The organism is Micromonospora profundi, from assembly GCF_011927785.1.
Lineage (GTDB): Bacteria > Actinomycetota > Actinomycetes > Mycobacteriales > Micromonosporaceae > Micromonospora > Micromonospora profundi.
On the sequence record NZ_JAATJK010000001.1, the window covers coordinates 2,731,044 to 2,749,544 of the forward strand.

Here is an 18,501-nt window from a genome sequence, read left to right on the forward strand (position 1 = left end):
ATGGCGTCCCCCGACGCACCGCCGAGTCTAGACAGGCGATGATCAGGCGACCTCGGGCGACCAGTGGCGGCGTCATCCCGACCGGCCGCCAAGCGTGACGCCACCGTCGCAGACGATCGTCTGCCCGGTGATCCAGGCGGCGTCGGCGGAGGCCAGGAAGGCGACAGCGCCCGCCACGTCGTCGGCGACGCCGAGCCGGCCCAGCGGGTACCGCGCGGCGACCTCCTCCTCCCGGCCCTCATAGAGGGCGGCGGCGAAGCGGGTCTTGACCACGCCGGGTGCGACGGCGTTGACCCGGACCGTCGGCCCCAACTCCACGGCGAGGCTCGCGGTGAGGTGGTTGAGCGCGGCCTTGCTCACCCCGTAGAAGGCGATGCCGGGTGCCGGTGCGAGACCGGCGATCGACGACACGTTGACCACGCAGCCGCCGCGCTCGGTCATGCCGGCGGCGCAGACCGCCTGCACCCAGCCCAGCGCGGCCACCAGGTTGACGTCGAGGATCTTGCGGGCCGCCGCCAGGTCCAGATCGACGAGCGGGCCGTGCACCGGGTTGATGCCTGTGTTGTTGACCAGGAGGTCGACAGGCCCGAACGCCGCACTGACCTGGCGTACCGCGTCGGCCTGGTGCGCGGCGTCGTCGGCCCGGCCGGCAACGGCGACCGCGTACGCGGGACCGCCGAGGGCGGTGACGGCCTCGTCCAGCGCCTCGGTGTGGCGGGCCGTGAGACCCACCCGCGCGCCCTCGGCCACCAGCCGCCGCGCGATGGCCAGGCCGATCCCCCGACTGGCGCCGGTGACGATGGCGACCCGACCGACGAGCCTTCGTGATTCTGCATCCACAGTGCAGATAGTAGGAGTGGTGATCGGTGTCGGTCAACGCCTTCCCGGCAGCGCCGCCGAAGGACCGCCAGCACCGCCGAGAGTCCCGACGCGCCGCCGGACGCAGCCGTACGACCGGGCGCGGTCGACGGTGACCACGCCCGGTCGACGGCCGGGTGTACGAGTCGTCAGGAGACGGTCGGCACCCCGTTGGCGGGCGGCGCGACCGGGGCGGTCGAGAACTCGGTGACCGGGCCGTCCTCCTCGTCGGTCTCGTACGTCGGCCCGAAGTAGGTCTGCGCTCCCCCGCTCACCCGGGTCAGGCGCTGACCGCCGTACCCGGAGTGGTCCTTGTCTGAGAAGCGCAGCGGCGCGAGGCCCGGCCCCTGGAAGCCACCCTTCTGCACCGCGGTGAGCACCTTCTCCCGGGTGAGGTCCTTGCCGGCGGCGAGCAGCACCTGCACGAACAGGTAGCCGACGGACATGCCGTAGACGGTGTTGCCGTCGAACGGCGCGTCACCGTTGTGCTCCTTGTTGATCTTCGTGAAGAGCTGGATCCACGGGTTCGCCGTGTCGTTCTGCATCGGCAGGTAGTTGGCGCCCACCATGCCCTCCAGCAGCGGAGCCGCCTCGCCGAGCTGCTTGGCAAGGGTCGGGTGGTCGCCGCCGACATTCGAGACCAGCCACTGCGGCTTGAAGCCCAGCCGCGCGGCGGTGCCGACGGACAGCGCGGTGAAGCCGGGCACCGTGGCGAGCACGACGACCTGGCAGCCGGCGGCCTTGAACGCGCCGATCTGCGGCGCGACGTTGGTGTTGCTGGTGACGTACGTCTGCTTGACCGCCACGCCCCCGGCGCCGAGCACCTTCTCCACGCCCACCAGGCTGTCGCGGCCGAAGTCGTCGTCCTGGCCGAGGAAGCAGACCTTCTGGCCGGCGTGGTTCGCCTTCACGTAGTTGGCGAGGATCTTGCCCTCGACCGTGTAGTCCGGGTTGAACCCGAACGTGCCCGGATACTTGTCCGGCTGGTCCCAGCTGCGGCTGCCGGAGGCCACGAACAGGTCGGGCACCCTGTTGGTCTTGAGGAAGTCGAGAACGCCCGTGTGCGTCGGGGTGCCGAGCCCGTTGAGGACGGCGAAGACCTTGTCCTGAAGGACGAGCTGCCGGACCACCTGCTGGGTGTTCGCCGGGTTGTAGCCGTCGTCCATGATCTTGTAGGTGATCTTCCGGCCGTGCACACCGCCGTTGGCGTTGACGTAGTCGAAGTACGCCTTCGTCGCCGGCGCGATCTTGGAGTAGCCGGCCGAGGCCGGCCCGGTGAGCGGCATGTGCGTACCGACGACGATCTCAGTGTCGGTGACCCCCGGCACGGATGCCCCGCCGGAGGAGGAGCCGCCGTCGTCGCCACTGCAACCGGCGGCGGCGATGAGCAGGGCTATTGTGCTGGCGATCGCGAGACCGCGTTGTGCCGTACGGTGCATGAGGAACACCGACCTTTCTCGGTCCGATTCTCGGGGAACGGTGTGGTGTGGTGGGGCGCCCGGCCGAGGCCGGGCCGAGAACAGCTCAGGAACGCCGTGCCGGCCATCGGGCCAGCAGGGCCCGGCCGAGACGGGACAGCACGCCCTGCACGCCGCCCGGCGCGGCGATCATCACGACGATCAGCGTGATGCCGAAGATCGCCAGCGGGAGGTTGCCCTCCAGCCGCTGCGCCACCGCGGGCGAGAGGGTGAACAATTCGGTCACCGAATGGGTGAGGTCCGGCAGGGCGACAAGCAGGACAGCCCCCCACAACGCTCCGGCGAGCCGACCGAGGCCGCCGATCACCACGGCCATCAGCAGGAACAGCGACAGCGTCAGCGAGAACGCGCCCGGCGAGACGCTCTGCGCGAGCACCGCGAGCAGGGCGCCGCCGAGCCCGGCCGTGGCGGCACTGACCACGAACGCGAGGACCTGGGTACGCGCCACGTGGATGCCGGCGAGGCGGGCCGCCACCTCGTCGTCGCGGACCGCCCGGAACGTGCGCCCGTACCGGCTGCGGATCAGGTTGGCCAGCAGCACCAGGGCGAGCAGGGTGGCAGCGCCCGAGAGCCAGAGCTGCCACCGCTCGTAGGGGAAGTACGCGCCGAGCGCCATCGGTGGCGGTTCCACAGGCACCGACAGCCCCTGCTCCCCGTTGAACACCCCGTCGAAGGTGACGGCAAGCGCCGGCACGACGACGGCCACGGCGAGGGTCACACCGGCCAGGTAGGGACCCCGCAGCCGGGCGGCGGCCACACCGACCACCGCGCCGACAGCCACCGTGCTGACGATCGCCGCGACCAGCGAGACCGCCAACAGCCAACCGCCGGTCATCCCCCTGTCGAGGAACGCGGTCTGGCACAGAGCCACCGTGTACGCGCCGACGGCCATCAAGGCCCCGTGCCCCAGCGACAGCTGACCGTTGAGCCCGGTGAGGACGGTCAGCCCGGCTGTGGCGCAGAGGTACGCCGCCACTGTGGCGAGCTGGAAGTTGCGGAACGGCTCGACGGCGTAGCTGACCGCCACCAGCGCCAGCCCCACGGCGAGCGCCACCGCGAGATGCCGCAGCAGTGTCGAGCCGCGCCGACCGTCGACCGGGCGGTCACCGACCCCCGCGGATCGCTGCTTCGGCGGCACTGCCGCCCGGGTGGCGCTCACACCCGCCTCGCAGCGACCGGGGCGAACAGCCCACCGGGCCGGACCAGCAGCACCGCCAGCAGCAGGACCAGCACCGCCAGGGGGGTGACGTCACTGCCGACGTAGCCGCTCACATAGGACAGCAGCAGACCCACCACCAATCCTCCGACAACCGCGCCCGGTGGGCTGTCCAACCCACCGACCACCGCCGCCGTGAACGCCGAGACGAACACCAGGTCCATGGCGTGCGGATGCAGACCCAGCTCGGTGGGGAGGACAAGCATCGCGGCCAGCGCGCCCACGCCGGAGGCGAGCGCCCAGCCGAGCGTCAACATCCCGCCCACGTTGACACCGAGCAGGCGGGACACCTCCGGCGCGAAGGCCGCCGCCCGCATCCGCAACCCCACGGGTGTACGCGCGAACATCCACGCCAGCGCACTCACCACCACACCGATCGTGGCGAAGACGAACAGGTCGTACGGCGACAGCACGGCGACCCCGCCCACTGTGAGGGCGGACCGGCTGAACGGCGCTTCGGCGGGACGGAACTCGTTGCCGTACACCATGCCCAGCACGGCCTGGATCAACAGCACCAGCCCGAGCGCCACGATCACCGGATTGAGCGGTGAGGCGTGGTCGACGTGGCGCATCACGACCCGGTCCACGAGCGCGCCGAGCACAAGCCCGGCGACGATCGCGACAACGAAGCCCACCCAGTAGGAGCCGGTCGCGGCGGACACTGTGTACGCGACGTACGCGGCGGCGACGGCCATCGCTCCCTGGGCGAAGTTGACGACCCGCGCCGCCCGCCAGATGAGCACCAGGGCCAGCGCGAACGCGGCGTACACCGCGCCCCGGGACAGGCCGTCGATGGTGAGGAAGACGAAGCGGTCCAACAGTCCTCCCTTCGGAAACGAGGTGGTGGTCAGAAGCCGAGGTACGCGTGGCGCAGGTCGTCGTCGTCGCGCAGCGTCGCGGCCGGGGCGGCGATCACGACCCGGCCCAGCGACATCACCACGCCCTGGTCGGCGACGGCGAGCGCGCTGCGCACGTTCTGCTCGACGAGCAGCACTGTCAGGCCGGTGCTGTCGCGCAGTTGCCGCAGCAGGGCCATGGTCCGGGCGACCACCCGTGGGGCCAGGCCGAGCGAGGGTTCGTCGAGCAGCAGCAGTCGTGGCCTGCCGACAAGCGCCCGACCGAGCGCGAGCATCTGCCGCTCACCGCCGGACAGCTGGTGACCGAGGTGCCGACGACGCCTGGCGAGCGGCTCGAAGAGCTGGTAGACCTCGTCGAGGGCGCGGCCGGCGTCGGCCCGGTCCCGCCGCCACAGGCCGCCGAGCCGCAGGTTCTCGTCGACGGTGAGTTCGCTGATCACGCCCCGCCCCTCCGGCACGTGCGCCATGCCGCGTCGGACGAGCTGCTCCACCGGCGTACCCCGCAGGTCCTCTCCGGCGAGGACGACCTGGCCGGAGGACGGGCGGATCATGCCGGAGAGCGCGCGCAGCAGTGTCGTCTTGCCGGCGCCGTTGGCGCCCACCACCGCCGCTATGGTGCCGGCGGGCACTGTCAGGTCGATGGCCTGCAACACCGGCGCGGCACCGTAGCCGGCCACCAGCCCGCGCACCACGAGCAGATCGGGCGCGCTCACGAGGTGACACCGTCGACAGCGGCGTCCTCGATCGCGGCGCCCAGGTAGGCGTCGGTGACCGCCGGATCGTCGCGGATCTCGTCCGGCGTGCCGGCGGCGATCACCCGGCCGAAGTCGAGCACCACGATCTCGTCGCAGACCGCCATCACCAGGTCCATGTGGTGCTCGACGAGCAGCACCGCGCACGGGTCGGCGTCGCGGCGGGGCAGCTGCCGGACCAACTCCGCCAGCTCGGTGATGTCGTCGGCGCCGAGGCCACCGGCCGGCTCGTCGAGCAGCAGCAGCCGCGGCCGTGCGGCGAGCGCGCGGGCCAGGGCGACCCGCTGGCGTACGGCGAAGGGCAGCGTGGTCGGCGCGGCGTCGGCGTGCCCCGCGATGCCGAGGTCGTCGAGGATGTCCACTGCCTGCCGGCGCAGTCGCTGCTCGTCGCGGTCACTGCGGGGCAGCCCGAACAGGGCGGAGGCGAAACCCGCACGAGCGGTGTGCGAAGCGCCGGTCATCACGTTCTCCAGCACGGTGAGCCCGGCGAAGAGCCCGGTCCCCTGCAGGGTCCGCGCGATGCCCAGCCGGGTCAGGCCGTGCGGCCGTGGTCGCAGCGGCCGACCGTCCAGGGTGAGCGAACCCGTCTCCGGCGTCACGAAACCGCAGATCACGTTGAACAGCGTGGTCTTGCCGGCGCCGTTGGGCCCGATCACGCCCACCACCCGGTTGGGTGGCACCCGCAGCGAGACGTCGTCGAGGGCGGTGAGGCCGCCGAAACGGACGCCGATGTGGTGCAGTTCGAGCCCGCGTTCCATCACCCATCCCTCGCGTCGTGGCGGGGTGTTATTTACACTCGCAGTGTACGTTTCTCGGGTACGGCGTCAATACCTTCAATGCCCCCGACCAGCACGCCGTCGGGCCGGCACGCGACCGGGGCGGCCACCAGCGGTGGCCGCCCCGGTTTGACGTGCTCAGTAGCTGGGGCAGGTGTTGCGGTACTCCTGGATCTGCGAGCCGCTCGGGCCCGGGCAGAGGAACTGCTCGTAGCGGGTGTCGTCGTCGACGAACCGCTTCAGCCAGGCCACCATCTGCCGCGCGGTCGGCGTGTTCGTCGTCTGCGGGAAGAAGTGGCTCGCCCCGTTCAACTCCAGGTACGCCTTCTCGGCGGAGGCCGGGATGCTGTTGTAGAACGGCACCGAGTGCGACGAGACCGGCGCGACCGAGTCGCTCTCGCCACCGATGATCAGCGTCGGCACCCGCAGCTCGGACCAGCTCTTGTCCAGGTTCCAGGGCGCCAGCGGCACGGCGGCCTGCAACGACGGCCGGGACGAGGCCGCCTCCAGGCTGCCGCCGCCACCCATCGAGTGACCGGCCACGGCGAGCCGGCTGCTGTCGATCCGACTCCGCACCGAACTGCGCTCGGTGAGGTAGTCAAGCGCGGCCAGCAGCTGCCGGCCCCGGCTGTCCGGCTGGTCCAGCCGGGTGTTGGTCTCGATGCCGATCACCACGAAGCCGTGCGAGGCGATCCGCGGGCCGAGCCAGCTGATGCTGGACCAGGAGGCCGTGTAGCCGGGCGAGATGGCGATGGCGCCGAAGGTGCCCTCGCTGGTGCTGGTCGGGTAGTAGATGACGCCGCCGCCGAAGCCGGTCACGCTCAGCGAGGAGACGCTCTGCGAGGCGGTGGTGAAGGGGCCGCGGCTGGCCTCCAGGATCGCGGTGGTCGGGGCGGGGCCCCGCTCGTACGGGCTCGCCGCCTGGGCGGCACCGGAGGGTCCGGCCAGGACGCCGCCGGCGACGAGGGTGGCGACCAGCGCGAACCGGACGGCTCGGGCTGCCACGGAACGGGGACGGGTGGTGGTTGGTGACGGCACGTCGGGCACTCCCTAGAGTCGAGCGATATCGACGTCCGTCAGTGTTGTCCGCTCGGCGCGCCCCCCGCATCGGCGAAATCACCAGTCCCGCCCACCGCTGTTGTGTTTTGACCCCCTGACCAGGGGTAGCAGGGCAGACGCCCGCTCATAACGCTCAACGGAGGGGTTCCGTTCCGTGGATTCCAGCAAGCCCGCCGACGCGGTCAAGAACGTCGTCAAGACCGCCACCGAAAAGATCACCGACGCCCTGACGCCGGAGGTGCCCGGCGCACCCGGCAGCGCGCCGCCGACCGTCGACGAACCGACGACGCCCCGCGACCCGCTGCCGCCCAAACCGGAGCAGGGCGCGCCGCAGACCCGTACGCCCACGGGCGCGGAGACCGGGGTGCCGAAGACCGCGAAGGGTCAGCAGGGCGCGTACCTCACCACGGCGAACGGGGCGCGGCTGCGCGACACCGACCACTCCCTCAAGGCCGGGCCGCGAGGGCCGGTCCTGCTCCAGGACCACCACCTGCGCGAGAAGATCACGCACTTCGACCACGAGCGGATCCCGGAGCGCGTGGTGCACGCCCGGGGCGCCGGCGCGCACGGCCTGTTCACCGCCTACGGCACCGCCGAGGCAGTCACCCGGGCCGGCTTCCTCAAGAAGGGCCGGGAGACCGAGGTGTTCGTCCGGTTCTCCACGGTCCTCGGCTCGCGGGGCTCGGCCGACACGGTCCGCGACACCCGGGGCTTCGCGACGAAGTTCTACACCGACGAGGGCACCTTCGACCTGGTCGGCAACAACATCCCGGTGTTCTTCATCCAGGACGCCATCAAGTTCCCCGACGTCATCCACGCCGGCAAGCCGCACCCGGACCGGGAGATCCCGCAGGCGCAGAGCGCCCACGACACCTTCTGGGACTTCGTCTCGCTGCACACCGAGGCGCAGCACCACGCCCTGTGGAACATGTCCGACCGGGGCATCCCGCGCTCGTACCGGACCATGGAAGGGTTCGGCGTGCACACCTTCCGCCTCGTCAACGAGGCCGGGGAGACGGCGCTTGCGAAGTTCCACTGGAAGCCGAAGCTCGGCGTGCACTCCCTGGACTGGGAGGAGGCGCAGATGCTCAGCGGCATGGACCCGGACTTCCACCGCCGCGACCTCTACGACGCCATCGAGGCCGGCGCGTTCCCCGAGTGGGAGCTGGGCATCCAGGTCTTCCCCGACACCCCCGAGGAGACCTTCGCCGGGATCGACCTGCTGGACCCGACCAAGATCGTGCCGGAGGAACTCGCGCCGGTGCAGCCCGTCGGCCGGCTCGTCCTCAACCGGACGCCTACCAACTTCTTCGCCGAGACCGAGCAGGTGGCCTTCCACCTCGGCCACCTTCCGCCGGGCATCGACGTCACGAACGACCCGCTGTTGCAGGGCCGGCTGTTCTCGTACGTCGACACGCAGCTCACCCGACTGGGCGGCCCGAACTTCACGCAGATCCCGATCAACCGGCCGCACGCCGCCGTCAACGACATGCTGCGCGACGGCTTCCACCAGCACGCCGTCCACGCCGGGGTGGCGCCGTACCGGCCGAACTCGCTCGACGGGGGCAACCCCTTCCCGGCCGGTGACGCCGAGCACGCCTTCCTGGACGTACCGGTGACTGTGGCGCAGGCGCCCAAGGTACGCGCGAACCCGGTCTCCTTCGACGACCACTACAGCCAGGCACGCCTGTTCTGGCTGAGCATGTCGCCTGTCGAGAAGGAGCACATCATCAGGGCGTACACCTTCGAGCTGGGCAAGTGCTACCACCAGGCGATCAAGGAGCGTCAGCTCCAGTGCCTGGCCAACATCGACCCGGTGCTGTGCGAGCAGGTCGCCACCGGTCTCGGCCTGCCCGCGCCGCAGCCGACGGTGCCGCTCGCCGACGTCACGCCGAGCCCCGCGTTGTCGCAGGTCGGCCAGGAGTGGCCGGCCGACGGCCGGATGGTCGGGATCGTCGTCGACCCCGACGGTGGCCTCGACGACCTGCACGAGGTACGCCTGGCCGTGTTCGCGGCCGGCATGGTGCCGCTGCTGATCGCCCCGCACGGTGGCCTGGTCGGCGACATGCCGGTGCAGCGGACCTTCGCCACCGGCCGGTCGGTCGAGCTGGACGCGCTCCTGCTGGCCGGCGCCCCGGCTCCCGCGCCGGACGCGCTGCCCGCCCGCGACGCCAAGGCCGGCAAACCCGGCCCGACTGCCGTCGACCCCCGCGTGCTGCTGCTCGTCGAGGAGTGCTGGCGGCACGCCAAGGCGATCGGCGCCTGGGGTGCCGGTGTCGGCGTCCTGGAGCAGGCCGGAGTGGCCGGCGCCCCGGGCGTCGTGTCAGCCGACTCCGGTCCGGAGGCGCTGACGGCGGTGCAGCAGCTGCTGGCCGCGCACCGGGTGTGGGAGAGGTTCCCCGCAACTGTCGCCTGACCTCGTACGGCTCGACAAGGGGCTGCCCTCCACGCCGGTGGAGGGCAGCCCCTTGTCTGTCGCCGTCGCGGATCAGCCGAGGTCGGCCAGCCGGGGCACCACCTCGTCGCCGAGCCGCTGCGCGAACTCCACAGGGCGCCGGTCCGGCGTTACCTGCACCTCGGTGACACCGAGCGCGGCGTACTCGGCGACCTCGGCGAGGAACGCCTCGACGTCGTCCAACGGCGGCCGGTGGGCGACAACCGTCTTGACGATGCTGTCGTAGTCGCGGCCCTCGGCGGCACAGTGCTCGCGCAGCACGTCCAACTTGCGCGCCACCTCGCCGGCGCCTTCGGCCGTGCCGAACAGGTTGCAGGCGTCGGCGTACCGGGCCACCAGGCGCAGGGTCTTCTTCTCTCCCCCGCCGCCGATCATGATGGGCGGGCGGGGACGGCTCAACGGCTGCGGCGAGTTGATCGTCTCGGCGAGCTGGTAGTGCCGCCCCTCGAACGGCCCGTTGTCGTCGCTCCACATCTGCAGGCAGATGCGCAGCGTCTCCTCCAGCCGCTCGAACCGTTCGGCCACCGGCACCACTGGCACGCCGAGGCCGCGCTGCTCCCGCTCGTACCAGGACGCCCCGATGCCGAGGCGGGCGCGACCGCCGGAGAGCACGTCGAGGGTCGTCACGGTCTTGGCGAGCAGACCCGGATACCGGTACATCACACCGGTGACCAGCACGCCCAGTGTCATCCGCTGGGTGTTCGCCGCCACGTAGCCGAGCGTCGTGTACGCCTCCAGCATCGGCTCTTCGGCCGGGGCCACCGCGTCCATCTGGAAGAAGTGGTCCATCACTGTGAACGAGGCGACGCCCGCCTGCTCGGCGGTGGTGGCCGCCTCCGCGAGTGTCGGCGCGATCATGGCCGGATCGGCCGGGTTCGAGAAACTCCAGTAGTGCAGACCAAGCTTCATCTGGGCACCTCCGGAGCGAGCCTAGTGGCCCGCGGCGTCACCGGCACGGCTGTCGGCGGTGTCCGCGCGACGGATCCGGCGACAGCCATTACCTGTTCATGACATCTCGTGGATCATGCGTGGATATCCCGCTGGCAGCTTCTGGTGGGTGACCCGAACGCTTACCTCCACCGTCGCCCGGCCCGCCGAGCACCAGCCCGACGCGCCGCGTGACCGATTCCGTCACCGCCGGCCAATGGCTCTGGCCGCAGCCGCACCGGCGGCGTCGGGACGGGTGCGGTGGGCCGACGCCGCGAAGGGCGTCTGCATCATCCTCGTCGTCGCCTGGCACGTGATCGTCAAGGACTACCTGCAGATCGACTGGCACCTCGACGTACCTGTGCCGGGCCTGTGGGGCGCGCTCGGCGAGCAGTTCCTGCCGCTGCGGATGCCGCTGTTCTTCACCATCTCCGGGGTCTTCGCGGCGAACGCCGTCACGCGGCCCTGGCGACGCGTCGCCCGCAGTCGTGTCGCCGGCCTCCTCTACCTGTACGCCCTCTGGCTGCTGATCCACACAGTGGTCCTCGCGGCGGCACCGGACTTCCCGACCGACCGTGCCACCTCCGCCCGCGGCCTGCTGGAACAGCTCACGATCACCCCGTCGAACCTGTGGTACCTGTACGCCCTGGCGCTCTACTTCACGCTTGCCAAGGTGACCAGGCGGGTGCCCCGGGCGCTGGTGCTCGTACCCGCCGCCGTGTTGTCGGCCGTCGCCGCGGCCGGCCTGCTGAACACCCCGGGCAACCGGGCCGGCCTCTACCAGAACCTGGTCTTCTTCCTCGCCGGCCTGCACCTGCGACCCCTGATCGAAGAGTGGGCGGCGACCGCCACCCGACGCCGGCTGGTGCTGACCTGCGGGGCGTACACCGTGGTTCTCGTCGCGATGGCGGCGGCCGGCGCCCAGCGGTGGTTCGGCGTGTGGCCGGTGGTCTCCGTCGTGGCGGTGGCCTTTGGCGTCACCGCCGCCGCCCGGTTGTGCCGGTGGCGTGTCCTCGGCGACTGGCTGGCCACCCTGGGGCGCATCACCCTGCCCATCTACGTCATCCACATGCCCGTCCTGGCGCTGCTGCACCGACTGCTGCACTCCCCCGTGTCCGGGCTGGGCCGAATCGGTCAGGGCCTGGTGGTGCTCGGCTATCCGATAGTGCTGACCGGGCTCGTCATCGGTCTGAGCCTGGCCATCCACCGCTGGCTGCTGGCGGTACGCGCCGGTTGGCTGTTCGCGCTCCCCGGCCCCCGCCGGCCGGCGGCCCCGGTCGCCGCCCACCCAGAGCCCGCCAGATGAGCGCGCTGGCCGAGGCGGTGGTCGACCTCGCAGCGATCGCCGGCAACGTCCGGACGGTAGCGGCGGTCACCGGCACCGACCTGATGGCCGTGGTGAAGGCGGACGGGTTCGGTCACGGCGCGGTGCCGGTGGCGCGGGCAGCGCTGGGTGCCGGCGCCGGATGGTTGGGAGTGACCTCGGCGGCCGAGGCGCTGGCCCTGCGCGACGCCGGCATCACCGCGCCCACGCTGAGCTGGCTGCATCGCCCGGACGACGATTTCGCCGCGCTGATCAGCGCGGATGTCGACGTCGGCGTGTCGACGACAACCCACCTGCACGCGATCGTCGACGCGGCCCGCCGGGTGGGCGTGCCCGCGACGGTGCAGCTCAAGGTCGACACCGGGTTGTCCCGCAACGGGGCCAGCGGTGACGACTGGCCGGAAATGGTGGCGTGGGCCCGCAAGTACGAGGTGGAGGGCGGGGTCCGGGTTCGCGGCGTGTGGTCCCACCTGGCCGACGCGGACGTACCCGGCAGTCAGTGCCTGCCCCGCCAGGTGGCAGCGTTCGAGGAGGCACTGCGGATAGCCCGGCACGCCGGCCTGCACCCCGACCTCGTGCACCTTGCCAACTCGGCGGCGGCGCTGTCGGCGGCCGACACCCGCTTCGACCTGTGCCGGGTCGGGCTCGCCCTGTACGGCGTGGACCCGTTCGGCGCGAGCGGGTCCGGCGCGTTCGGGCTGCGGCCCGCCCTGACGCTGCGGACAGCGGTGGTCAACGTCAAACGGGTGCCCGCCGGCACCGGCGTGTCCTACGGACCGGAGTACGTGACCGGCCGGGCCACGACGCTGGCGTTGCTGCCGCTCGGTTACGCCGACGGCCTGCCCCGCGCCGCCGAGGGTCGCGCCCAGGTGTGGCTCGGCGACCGACGCCGTCCGATCGTCGGTCGCATCGCCATGGACCAGTGCGTCGTCGACGTCGGCGACCTGCCCGTGGCCATCGGAGATCCGGTCGTGGTGTTCGGCGCCGACGACGCCGCGCCGAGCGTCACCGAGTGGGCGCGGTGGGCCGGCACCAACCCACACGAGATCTTGACCGGCATCGGGGCCCGGGTGGGCCGCCACCACATCCACGAGGGAGCACACATCTCATGACCACACGACTGGCAGTGCTGTACGGCGGGCGCAGCGGCGAGCACGCGGTGTCGCGCCGGTCGGGCGAGAGCATCCTGGCCGCGCTGGACCGCGAGCGGTACCAGATCACCAAAGTGCTCATCGGCACCGACGGCGCGTGGCACGTCGACGGCCGTCCGACACCGCTGCCCCAGGCGCTGCGGGTCGTACGCGCCCAGGACGTGGTGTTCCCGGCCCTGCACGGCCCGTACGGCGAGGACGGCACCGTCGCGTCGCTGCTGGAATGGCTCGGCGTGCCGCACGTGGGCAACGGTGTCTTCGCCAGCGCGGCGGGCATGGACAAGGGCGTCACCAAGCGCCTCCTCGCGGCGGAGGGCCTGCGGGTCAGCCCTGGGGTGACCCTGCGGCCCGGGGAGGACCTGTCGCCTGCCGACCAGCGGCGTCTCGGTCTGCCGGTCTTCGTCAAGCCGGCCCGTGCGGGGTCGAGCCTGGGCGTGGTCAAGGTGACGGACTGGGCGAGCCTCCCGGCGGCGCTGGAGCGCGCCCGCGCTGTCGACCCGAAGGTGCTCGTCGAGCAGGGCGCGCGGGGCCGCGAGATCGACGTGGCGGTCCTTCAGCACCCCGACGGCCGGGTGCAGGCCGGGCCGCCCCTGGAGATCCGGGTGGCCGGCGATGGTTTCTTCGACTACGACGCGAAGTACGACGGCGGGGCGGTCTTCGAGATCCCCGCCCCGCTCGACGACTCCACCACCGAGGTTCTGCGGGACCGTGCGATCCGCGCCTTCCACGCCCTCGACTGCCGAGGGCTGCTCCGGGTCGACTTCTTCCTGCCCGGCGAGGGCGCGGAGCCGATCGTGAACGAGGTCAACACGTTCCCCGGGTTCACGGCCGCGTCGCAGTTCCCGCAGATCTGGCGGCGGGCCGGCATCGGGTTTCCCGCTCTGCTCGACATTTTGATCGACGGCGCGCTGGCCGACACGGGCCGACGCGCGTCCGGCGGACTGCCGCAGGCTGTCGCTTCGGCGTAGACAGCCACGGTCACGTCCGGCGTAGACAGCCGCGGTCGCCGGCGTAGACAGCCGCGGTCGCCGGCGTAGCCAGCCGCTGTCACGTCACGGGACAGGTCCGGGCCGGGCGGGTGCCGTCCGGCCCGGCCAGCGTGACCGGGGCGAAACTCCTGCCCTGCGCGCTGCGCGCCAAGGCATCGGCCACTGTGCAGGCGATCTGGTCGACGGCGAGTGGCGACAGCGGCTTCACCGCACTCGCCACCGTCACTGTGACGCCGTTTCCGTCGGCTGTCGGGCCCACGTTGGCCGGCACCAGGTCGGTCGGCACGTCGCTGGTGATCCCCCCACTCCGCTCGCTCTCGGTGGGTCCCTGCGCGAGCAGTGCCAGCGCCTCGGCCGGCGACAGGGACAGCGGCGGCGACGGCGGCTTCATCGACCGGATCGCCAACACGACCTGTCCCTGCGACAGCAGGTAGATCCCCGTGCCCTCGGCCGGGCCGCTCACCGCGGGGCGGCCGTTTATGACGTCGGTGGGCCGGACCCCGCAGCCCGTGGCGAGCAGCGCGAACAGGAGCCCTCCCGCGATCAGCGGTGCTCGGCGGCTCACCGTACGTCTCCGTCGGCTGCCGTCTCCGATGCCAGGCGCGGCAGGCGGAGCGTGAACACCGCGCCGCCATGCTGGCCGTTACCGGCGACGAGGCTGCCCGTCTGGCGGTCGCGGCGGTGCAGGCGCGCGTTCTCCCACGCGATGGCGAGGCCGAGTCCGCTGCCCTCGGAGCGGGTCCGGGCCGTGTCGGCCTTGTAGAAGCGGTCGAAGACGTGCGGCAGCACCTGCGGATCCAAGCCCGGGCCATGGTCGCTGACCTCGAGGGTGAGCCAGTCCGCGTCGGCGTCCAGGCGTACGGACACCGGTTCGGCACCGTGCCGGAGGGCGTTACCGACCAGGTTGGCGACGATGACGTCGAGCCGGCGGGGGTCGAGCCGGGCGACCACTCCCGGTGCCAGCTCCGTGCGTACCCGCTCGGCCCAGCCCCGCACCCGCAGGGTCGCGGTGATCGCCGCGGCGACGTCGACGTCGTCGAGGGCGAGCCGCGCCGTGCCCGAGTCGAACCTGCTCACCTCGATGAGGTCGTTCACCAGTTGGGTGAGGCTGTGCGTCTCCTGACTGACGAGCCGGGCGGCCCGGCCGGCATCCCCCGGCAACCGGTCGGCCTCCTCGTCGAGCACGTCGGTGACCGCTGTCATCGCGGCCAGCGGTGTGCGCAGTTCGTGTGACACGTCGGCGACGAAGCGCCGGGCGTCGGCCTCCATCCGCCGCAGTTCACCAACCTGCCTCTCCAGTCTCCCGGCGGTGTCGTTGAAGGTCCGCGCCACGTCGGCCAACTCGTCCACGCCCCGGACGGTCAGCCGGGTGGACAGGTCGCCTTCGCCGAGCCGGCGGGCCGCCTGACCCAGCTCCCGTACCGGCCGCAGCACGCCCCGCGCGGCCAGCAGCGCCAGCAGGACCGCGAGGATCAGGGACAGCCCGCCGGTCAGCCACGCGAAGGTGGCGAGCCGGTCGATGCTCTGCTGCTCGGACGCGAGACTGCGTGTCGAGTAGACCTCCAGCCCGGACGGCACGGAGGAACCGTCGGCGCGTTCGATCCTCAGCTGGGTGCCGATGAGCAGCACTGGCACACCGTCGCGAACGACACGTTGCCAGGCGATGCGACCATCGGCGACCGCCTCCCGCAGCTCCGGGGTGACGGGGTCGGGCGCCTGGATGCCCTGCGACCACACGCCCCGGTAGTGGATGAGCGTGGTCTCGTTCCGGTCGGTGAGGCGCTGCGCCAACACGTCTAGCTCCTGCGGGTTGGACGGCAGGCTGGTGATCGGGTAGACCTTCGCGATCCGGTCGGTGAGCGACGCCACCGCCGCGTCCTGCGCCTGCTGGAGGATCACGGTACGCGCCTGGACGTAGCTTCCACTGGCCACCACGGCCGTGGTGGTGACGCCCAGCAGGGCGAACGCCAGGACCAGCCGGAGCCGCAGGCCCGAAGCCCTGGCGCCGGCCCGCCACAGCGTCACAGGGGCCCGAACCGGTAGCCGAACCCGCGGACCGTCTGGATGAAGACCGGGGCCGACGGCTCGTCCTCGATCTTGGCGCGCAGCCGCTGCACGCAGGCGTCGACAAGGCGCGAGTCGCCCAGGTAGCCGTGCTCCCACACCGCCTCCAGCAGCTGCTGACGGCTGAGCACCTGCCCCGGCGTGTGGGAGAGTTCGAGCAGCAGGCGCAGCTCCGTCGGGGCCAGGCTGACCGGCTTGCCGTCCTTGCTGACCACCAGTGCGGCCCGGTCGATGGTCAGGGCGCCGTGCTGGCGCAGGCCGGGCCGTTCGGTGTCGGCGCGCCGCGACTCGACTGTCGTGCGGCGCAGCACCGCGCGGATGCGTGCCTCCAGCACCCGGGGCTGCACCGGCTTGACCACGTAGTCGTCGGCGCCGGCCTCCAGGCCCGCCACCACGTCCATGTCGTCGTTGCGGGCGGTGAGCATGATGATCGGCAGGTCGCCGAGTTGGCGGATCCGCCGGCAGACCTCGAACCCGTCCATACCGGGCAGCATGAGATCGAGGACCACGACGTCGGCAGTGGCCGCGCGCAGTCGTTCCAACCCCTGCTCACCGGTTGCCACGGCGTCGACAGTGTGGCCCTGTCGGGTGAGCGCCAACTGCAACCCGTCACGGACCGTCTGGTGATCTTCGATCAGCAGGACCTGGGACATGCCGCCAAGTATCCCATCACGGAAATATCCTGCCTTTCGCCTGCGGACGGCTCGTTTGCGGGCGGATCGGTGCCGCGAAATCGACCGACCGCACCACGAACACCGCCGCGCCCACCGCCAGCATCGTCAACCCGGTGGCAGCGCCGATGGCCAGCAACGGACCCCGCCGCACCTCGGCGGCCAGACCGGGCGCCACCGCCAGCGACACCCCCACGAGGACGACGAGCCCAGCCGCGGCCTCGGCCAGTAGGCGTCCGACGGCCGCCAGCCCATCAGGCGGGCGGGGCACGGCACCACCCTGCCTGCCGGCCAGGACGGCCGCCGCCAGGCAGAACAGCGTCACGCTCAGCAGGACGCCGCCGAGCACGTCGCTGAACCGGTGCCAGCCCGCGATCATCGTGGCCGCGCCGATCACCGAGACGCCCGCCGCGCCGGGCAGCGCCAGCCACCGCCGAGCCGGTCCGGGCAGCACCAGCAGGTACGCCAGCAGAATGGCCGCCGCGACAGCGACGTGGCCGCTGGGGAAGCTGTTGTGTGTTGTCGAACTCGGGATCGCCAGATCCGGGCGGGGCAGTGCCGACTTCGCCGTGCCGGCCGCCACGACCGCGCCGAGCACCATGACGACACCGACGACGCCGGCCAGCAGCCGTCGGCCGAGCAGGCCCACCAGCAGCACCCCGCCGAGCAGGGCGGCCAGGAACAGCGGGTCGCCGAATGTCGCCAGCACGGCCTGCGCGGGCCCCACCAGATCGGTCTGCTGCTCGTAACCTCCACCTGACTCGGCGCGCGGCAGGAGCAGACCGTCCCACCACTGACCGGGGTACGTCCACACGAACAGCGCTCCGGTGAGAGCCAGTGTGAGAAGGAAACACACTGCCGCACCGAGCAGCCGAAGGACCAGCGGCGTGGACACGCGGTCGGGCGCTTCCGGTCGCGCGATGCCGACCGGCGCGGGGGCGGCCGACGACCGGCCGACGGGGTACGACGATCCGATGGACATGCCGGCCATCGTCGGCCGGCCAGGTCCGGACGCCGTCCGCGCTGTGTCTTGGTTCTGTCACAACCGCCGGCGCTCGTCCCGGAACAAACCGGGCGATCCCACCAGGGAGCCGCCCGGAAACTCGCCGTTGTCGCCCAACCGACCGACGAGGTACGACCCCGAGCTGCATCCACATGCTTACATGCAACTATGTTTTACCTTGCCGAGACGCACCGCCACTAGGGTCAAGATGCTGATCGATGTTTCGGTCGGCGGCACGAAACCATCCGGAGTGAGTGTGGGGAACCGGAAGGGGTGGGGCAATGCATGGGATCCCAGTCGCCTCGCTTGTCATCGGCATCGCGTCGTCGGCAGCCGAGCGCCGGCAACTGGCTCGGCTGCTCGGCGGAAGCGACGCCTTTCTCATCGTTTCGAACGTCGACCAGGCGCGGGAGTTTCTCGGGGTGGTCGAGATGCCGCCTGTCGCCGCGCTGCCGGCACAGACCGTCCGCGCCGAGGTGGTGCCTGCTCCGCAGCCGCCGCCACCCGACCTGTCCGTCGACTCCGACCGTCGGGTCCTGCGCTGGCGTGACCAGGAGATCGACCTGACCCGGCTGGAGCACGACGTGCTGCTCTGCCTGGTCGACGCCCCCGGGCAGGTCTGGACCTACGAGCGGCTGCACCTCGAGGTCTGGGGCAACCGGCACCTGGGCCGCGGGTCGGACATGCACTCGGTCGTCCGGCGGGTCCGTCGCAAGCTCGCCAGGCTCAACGCCGCAGCCACCATCCACTCGGTCCGCGGGGTCGGCTTTCGGCTCGTAGCCGTCTGAGGCATCACCCCGACACGAACGCCGCCCCCTGCGGCAGGGCCGGCCAGCGGCTGTGCGGCGCCGGCCTTCGGAACGGGTCCGGCCCGCCTGGTCGGTGACCAGGCGGGCCGGATCTTGTGCACTACCGATCAGG

At 71.7% G+C, this 18,501-nt stretch carries 17 protein-coding genes; 5 read left to right on the top strand and 12 right to left on the bottom strand.

The features are described 5' to 3' along the window. Positions 1–72: 72 nt before the first annotated feature. The 7 genes from F4558_RS12090 to F4558_RS12120 all read right to left on the bottom strand — a co-directional run bounded on the left by F4558_RS12090 (position 73) and on the right by F4558_RS12120 (position 6,975). On the bottom strand, positions 73–840 hold the full coding sequence (locus F4558_RS12090; RefSeq protein WP_167944055.1) for an SDR family oxidoreductase: 768 nt from the start codon (positions 838–840) through the stop codon (positions 73–75). Between the two features lie 167 nt (positions 841–1,007). Then, positions 1,008–2,297, bottom strand: coding sequence for an ABC transporter substrate-binding protein (locus tag F4558_RS12095; RefSeq protein WP_167944056.1), 1,290 nt, complete (start codon positions 2,295–2,297; stop codon positions 1,008–1,010). A gap of 85 nt (positions 2,298–2,382) precedes the next feature. Beyond that, positions 2,383–3,495: a branched-chain amino acid ABC transporter permease gene (locus F4558_RS12100; protein ID WP_053653742.1), complete on the bottom strand. Its 1,113-nt coding sequence runs from the start codon at positions 3,493–3,495 to the stop codon at positions 2,383–2,385. After that, entirely contained in the window at positions 3,492–4,370 is an 879-nt protein-coding gene (locus F4558_RS12105; RefSeq protein WP_053653740.1) for a branched-chain amino acid ABC transporter permease, read from the bottom strand. The genes F4558_RS12100 and F4558_RS12105 overlap by 4 nt, the downstream gene beginning before the upstream one ends. Before the next feature lie 29 nt (positions 4,371–4,399). Then, positions 4,400–5,122 carry an ABC transporter ATP-binding protein gene (locus tag F4558_RS12110; RefSeq protein WP_306271699.1) on the bottom strand — a complete coding sequence of 241 codons (723 nt, stop codon included), beginning with the start codon at positions 5,120–5,122 and terminating at the stop codon, positions 4,400–4,402. Continuing rightward, positions 5,119–5,919 carry an ABC transporter ATP-binding protein gene (locus tag F4558_RS12115; protein WP_167944057.1) on the bottom strand — a complete coding sequence of 267 codons (801 nt, stop codon included), beginning with the start codon at positions 5,917–5,919 and terminating at the stop codon, positions 5,119–5,121. The genes F4558_RS12110 and F4558_RS12115 overlap by 4 nt, the downstream gene beginning before the upstream one ends. A gap of 156 nt (positions 5,920–6,075) precedes the next feature. Next, positions 6,076–6,975, bottom strand: a complete 900-nt coding sequence (locus F4558_RS12120; protein ID WP_312877319.1) for an alpha/beta hydrolase family protein — start codon at positions 6,973–6,975, stop codon at positions 6,076–6,078. Between the two features lie 175 nt (positions 6,976–7,150). Here F4558_RS12120 and F4558_RS12125 point away from each other — a divergent pair, with 175 nt between their 5' ends. Then, the gene (locus F4558_RS12125; protein WP_053653734.1) at positions 7,151–9,412 is read left to right on the top strand and encodes a catalase; all 2,262 of its coding nucleotides are present in this window, start codon (positions 7,151–7,153) and stop codon (positions 9,410–9,412) included. Between the two features lie 72 nt (positions 9,413–9,484). Here F4558_RS12125 and F4558_RS12130 read toward each other — a convergent pair whose 3' ends face one another. Next, positions 9,485–10,360 carry an LLM class F420-dependent oxidoreductase gene (locus F4558_RS12130; RefSeq protein ID WP_167944059.1) on the bottom strand — a complete coding sequence of 292 codons (876 nt, stop codon included), beginning with the start codon at positions 10,358–10,360 and terminating at the stop codon, positions 9,485–9,487. A gap of 148 nt (positions 10,361–10,508) precedes the next feature. Between F4558_RS12130 and F4558_RS12135 the strand changes: the two genes are divergently transcribed. Genes F4558_RS12135 through F4558_RS12145 form a run of 3 tightly spaced genes read left to right on the top strand, consistent with a single transcriptional unit; the run spans position 10,509 to position 13,821 of the window. After that, positions 10,509–11,684 (top strand): acyltransferase family protein, encoded by a 1,176-nt coding sequence (locus F4558_RS12135; RefSeq protein ID WP_312877320.1) that lies wholly within the window; start codon positions 10,509–10,511, stop codon positions 11,682–11,684. Beyond that, positions 11,681–12,814, top strand: a complete 1,134-nt coding sequence (alr, locus tag F4558_RS12140; RefSeq protein ID WP_167944060.1) for an alanine racemase — start codon at positions 11,681–11,683, stop codon at positions 12,812–12,814. The genes F4558_RS12135 and alr overlap by 4 nt, the downstream gene beginning before the upstream one ends. After that, positions 12,811–13,821 carry a D-alanine--D-alanine ligase family protein gene (locus F4558_RS12145; RefSeq protein WP_167944061.1) on the top strand — a complete coding sequence of 337 codons (1,011 nt, stop codon included), beginning with the start codon at positions 12,811–12,813 and terminating at the stop codon, positions 13,819–13,821. Before alr ends, F4558_RS12145 begins: the two co-directional genes overlap by 4 nt. A 79-nt stretch (positions 13,822–13,900) precedes the next feature. Here the strand turns inward: F4558_RS12145 and F4558_RS12150 are convergent, their stop codons facing one another. Genes F4558_RS12150 through F4558_RS12165 form a run of 4 tightly spaced genes read right to left on the bottom strand, consistent with a single transcriptional unit; the run spans position 13,901 to position 17,559 of the window. After that, positions 13,901–14,407 (bottom strand): hypothetical protein, encoded by a 507-nt coding sequence (locus F4558_RS12150; RefSeq protein WP_312877321.1) that lies wholly within the window; start codon positions 14,405–14,407, stop codon positions 13,901–13,903. Continuing rightward, positions 14,404–15,867, bottom strand: a complete 1,464-nt coding sequence (locus F4558_RS12155) for an ATP-binding protein (RefSeq protein ID WP_167944062.1) — start codon at positions 15,865–15,867, stop codon at positions 14,404–14,406. Before F4558_RS12155 ends, F4558_RS12150 begins: the two co-directional genes overlap by 4 nt. Further along, positions 15,864–16,559: a response regulator gene (locus F4558_RS12160; protein ID WP_167944063.1), complete on the bottom strand. Its 696-nt coding sequence runs from the start codon at positions 16,557–16,559 to the stop codon at positions 15,864–15,866. Before F4558_RS12160 ends, F4558_RS12155 begins: the two co-directional genes overlap by 4 nt. Before the next feature lie 16 nt (positions 16,560–16,575). Further along, positions 16,576–17,559 carry a phosphatase PAP2 family protein gene (locus F4558_RS12165; RefSeq protein WP_167944064.1) on the bottom strand — a complete coding sequence of 328 codons (984 nt, stop codon included), beginning with the start codon at positions 17,557–17,559 and terminating at the stop codon, positions 16,576–16,578. Between the two features lie 302 nt (positions 17,560–17,861). On the opposite strand from F4558_RS12165, the gene F4558_RS12170 reads away from it, so the two are divergent. Continuing rightward, a complete protein-coding gene (locus F4558_RS12170) occupies positions 17,862–18,368 on the top strand; it encodes a winged helix-turn-helix domain-containing protein (RefSeq protein WP_053653721.1) in 507 nt (168 codons plus the stop codon). Positions 18,369–18,501: the final 133 nt, after the last annotated feature.

Coding starts and splice junctions, on each gene's coding strand:
- F4558_RS12095 (WP_167944056.1), bottom strand. CDS start 2,297: ATGCACCGTACGGCACAACGCGGTCTCGCGATCGCCAGCACAATAGCC.
- F4558_RS12115 (WP_167944057.1), bottom strand. CDS start 5,919: ATGGAACGCGGGCTCGAACTGCACCACATCGGCGTCCGTTTCGGCGGC.
- F4558_RS12130 (WP_167944059.1), bottom strand. CDS start 10,360: ATGAAGCTTGGTCTGCACTACTGGAGTTTCTCGAACCCGGCCGATCCG.
- alr (WP_167944060.1), top strand. CDS start 11,681: ATGAGCGCGCTGGCCGAGGCGGTGGTCGACCTCGCAGCGATCGCCGGC.
- F4558_RS12145 (WP_167944061.1), top strand. CDS start 12,811: ATGACCACACGACTGGCAGTGCTGTACGGCGGGCGCAGCGGCGAGCAC.
- F4558_RS12160 (WP_167944063.1), bottom strand. CDS start 16,559: ATGTCCCAGGTCCTGCTGATCGAAGATCACCAGACGGTCCGTGACGGG.
- F4558_RS12165 (WP_167944064.1), bottom strand. CDS start 17,559: ATGTCCATCGGATCGTCGTACCCCGTCGGCCGGTCGTCGGCCGCCCCC.
- F4558_RS12170 (WP_053653721.1), top strand. CDS start 17,862: ATGCATGGGATCCCAGTCGCCTCGCTTGTCATCGGCATCGCGTCGTCG.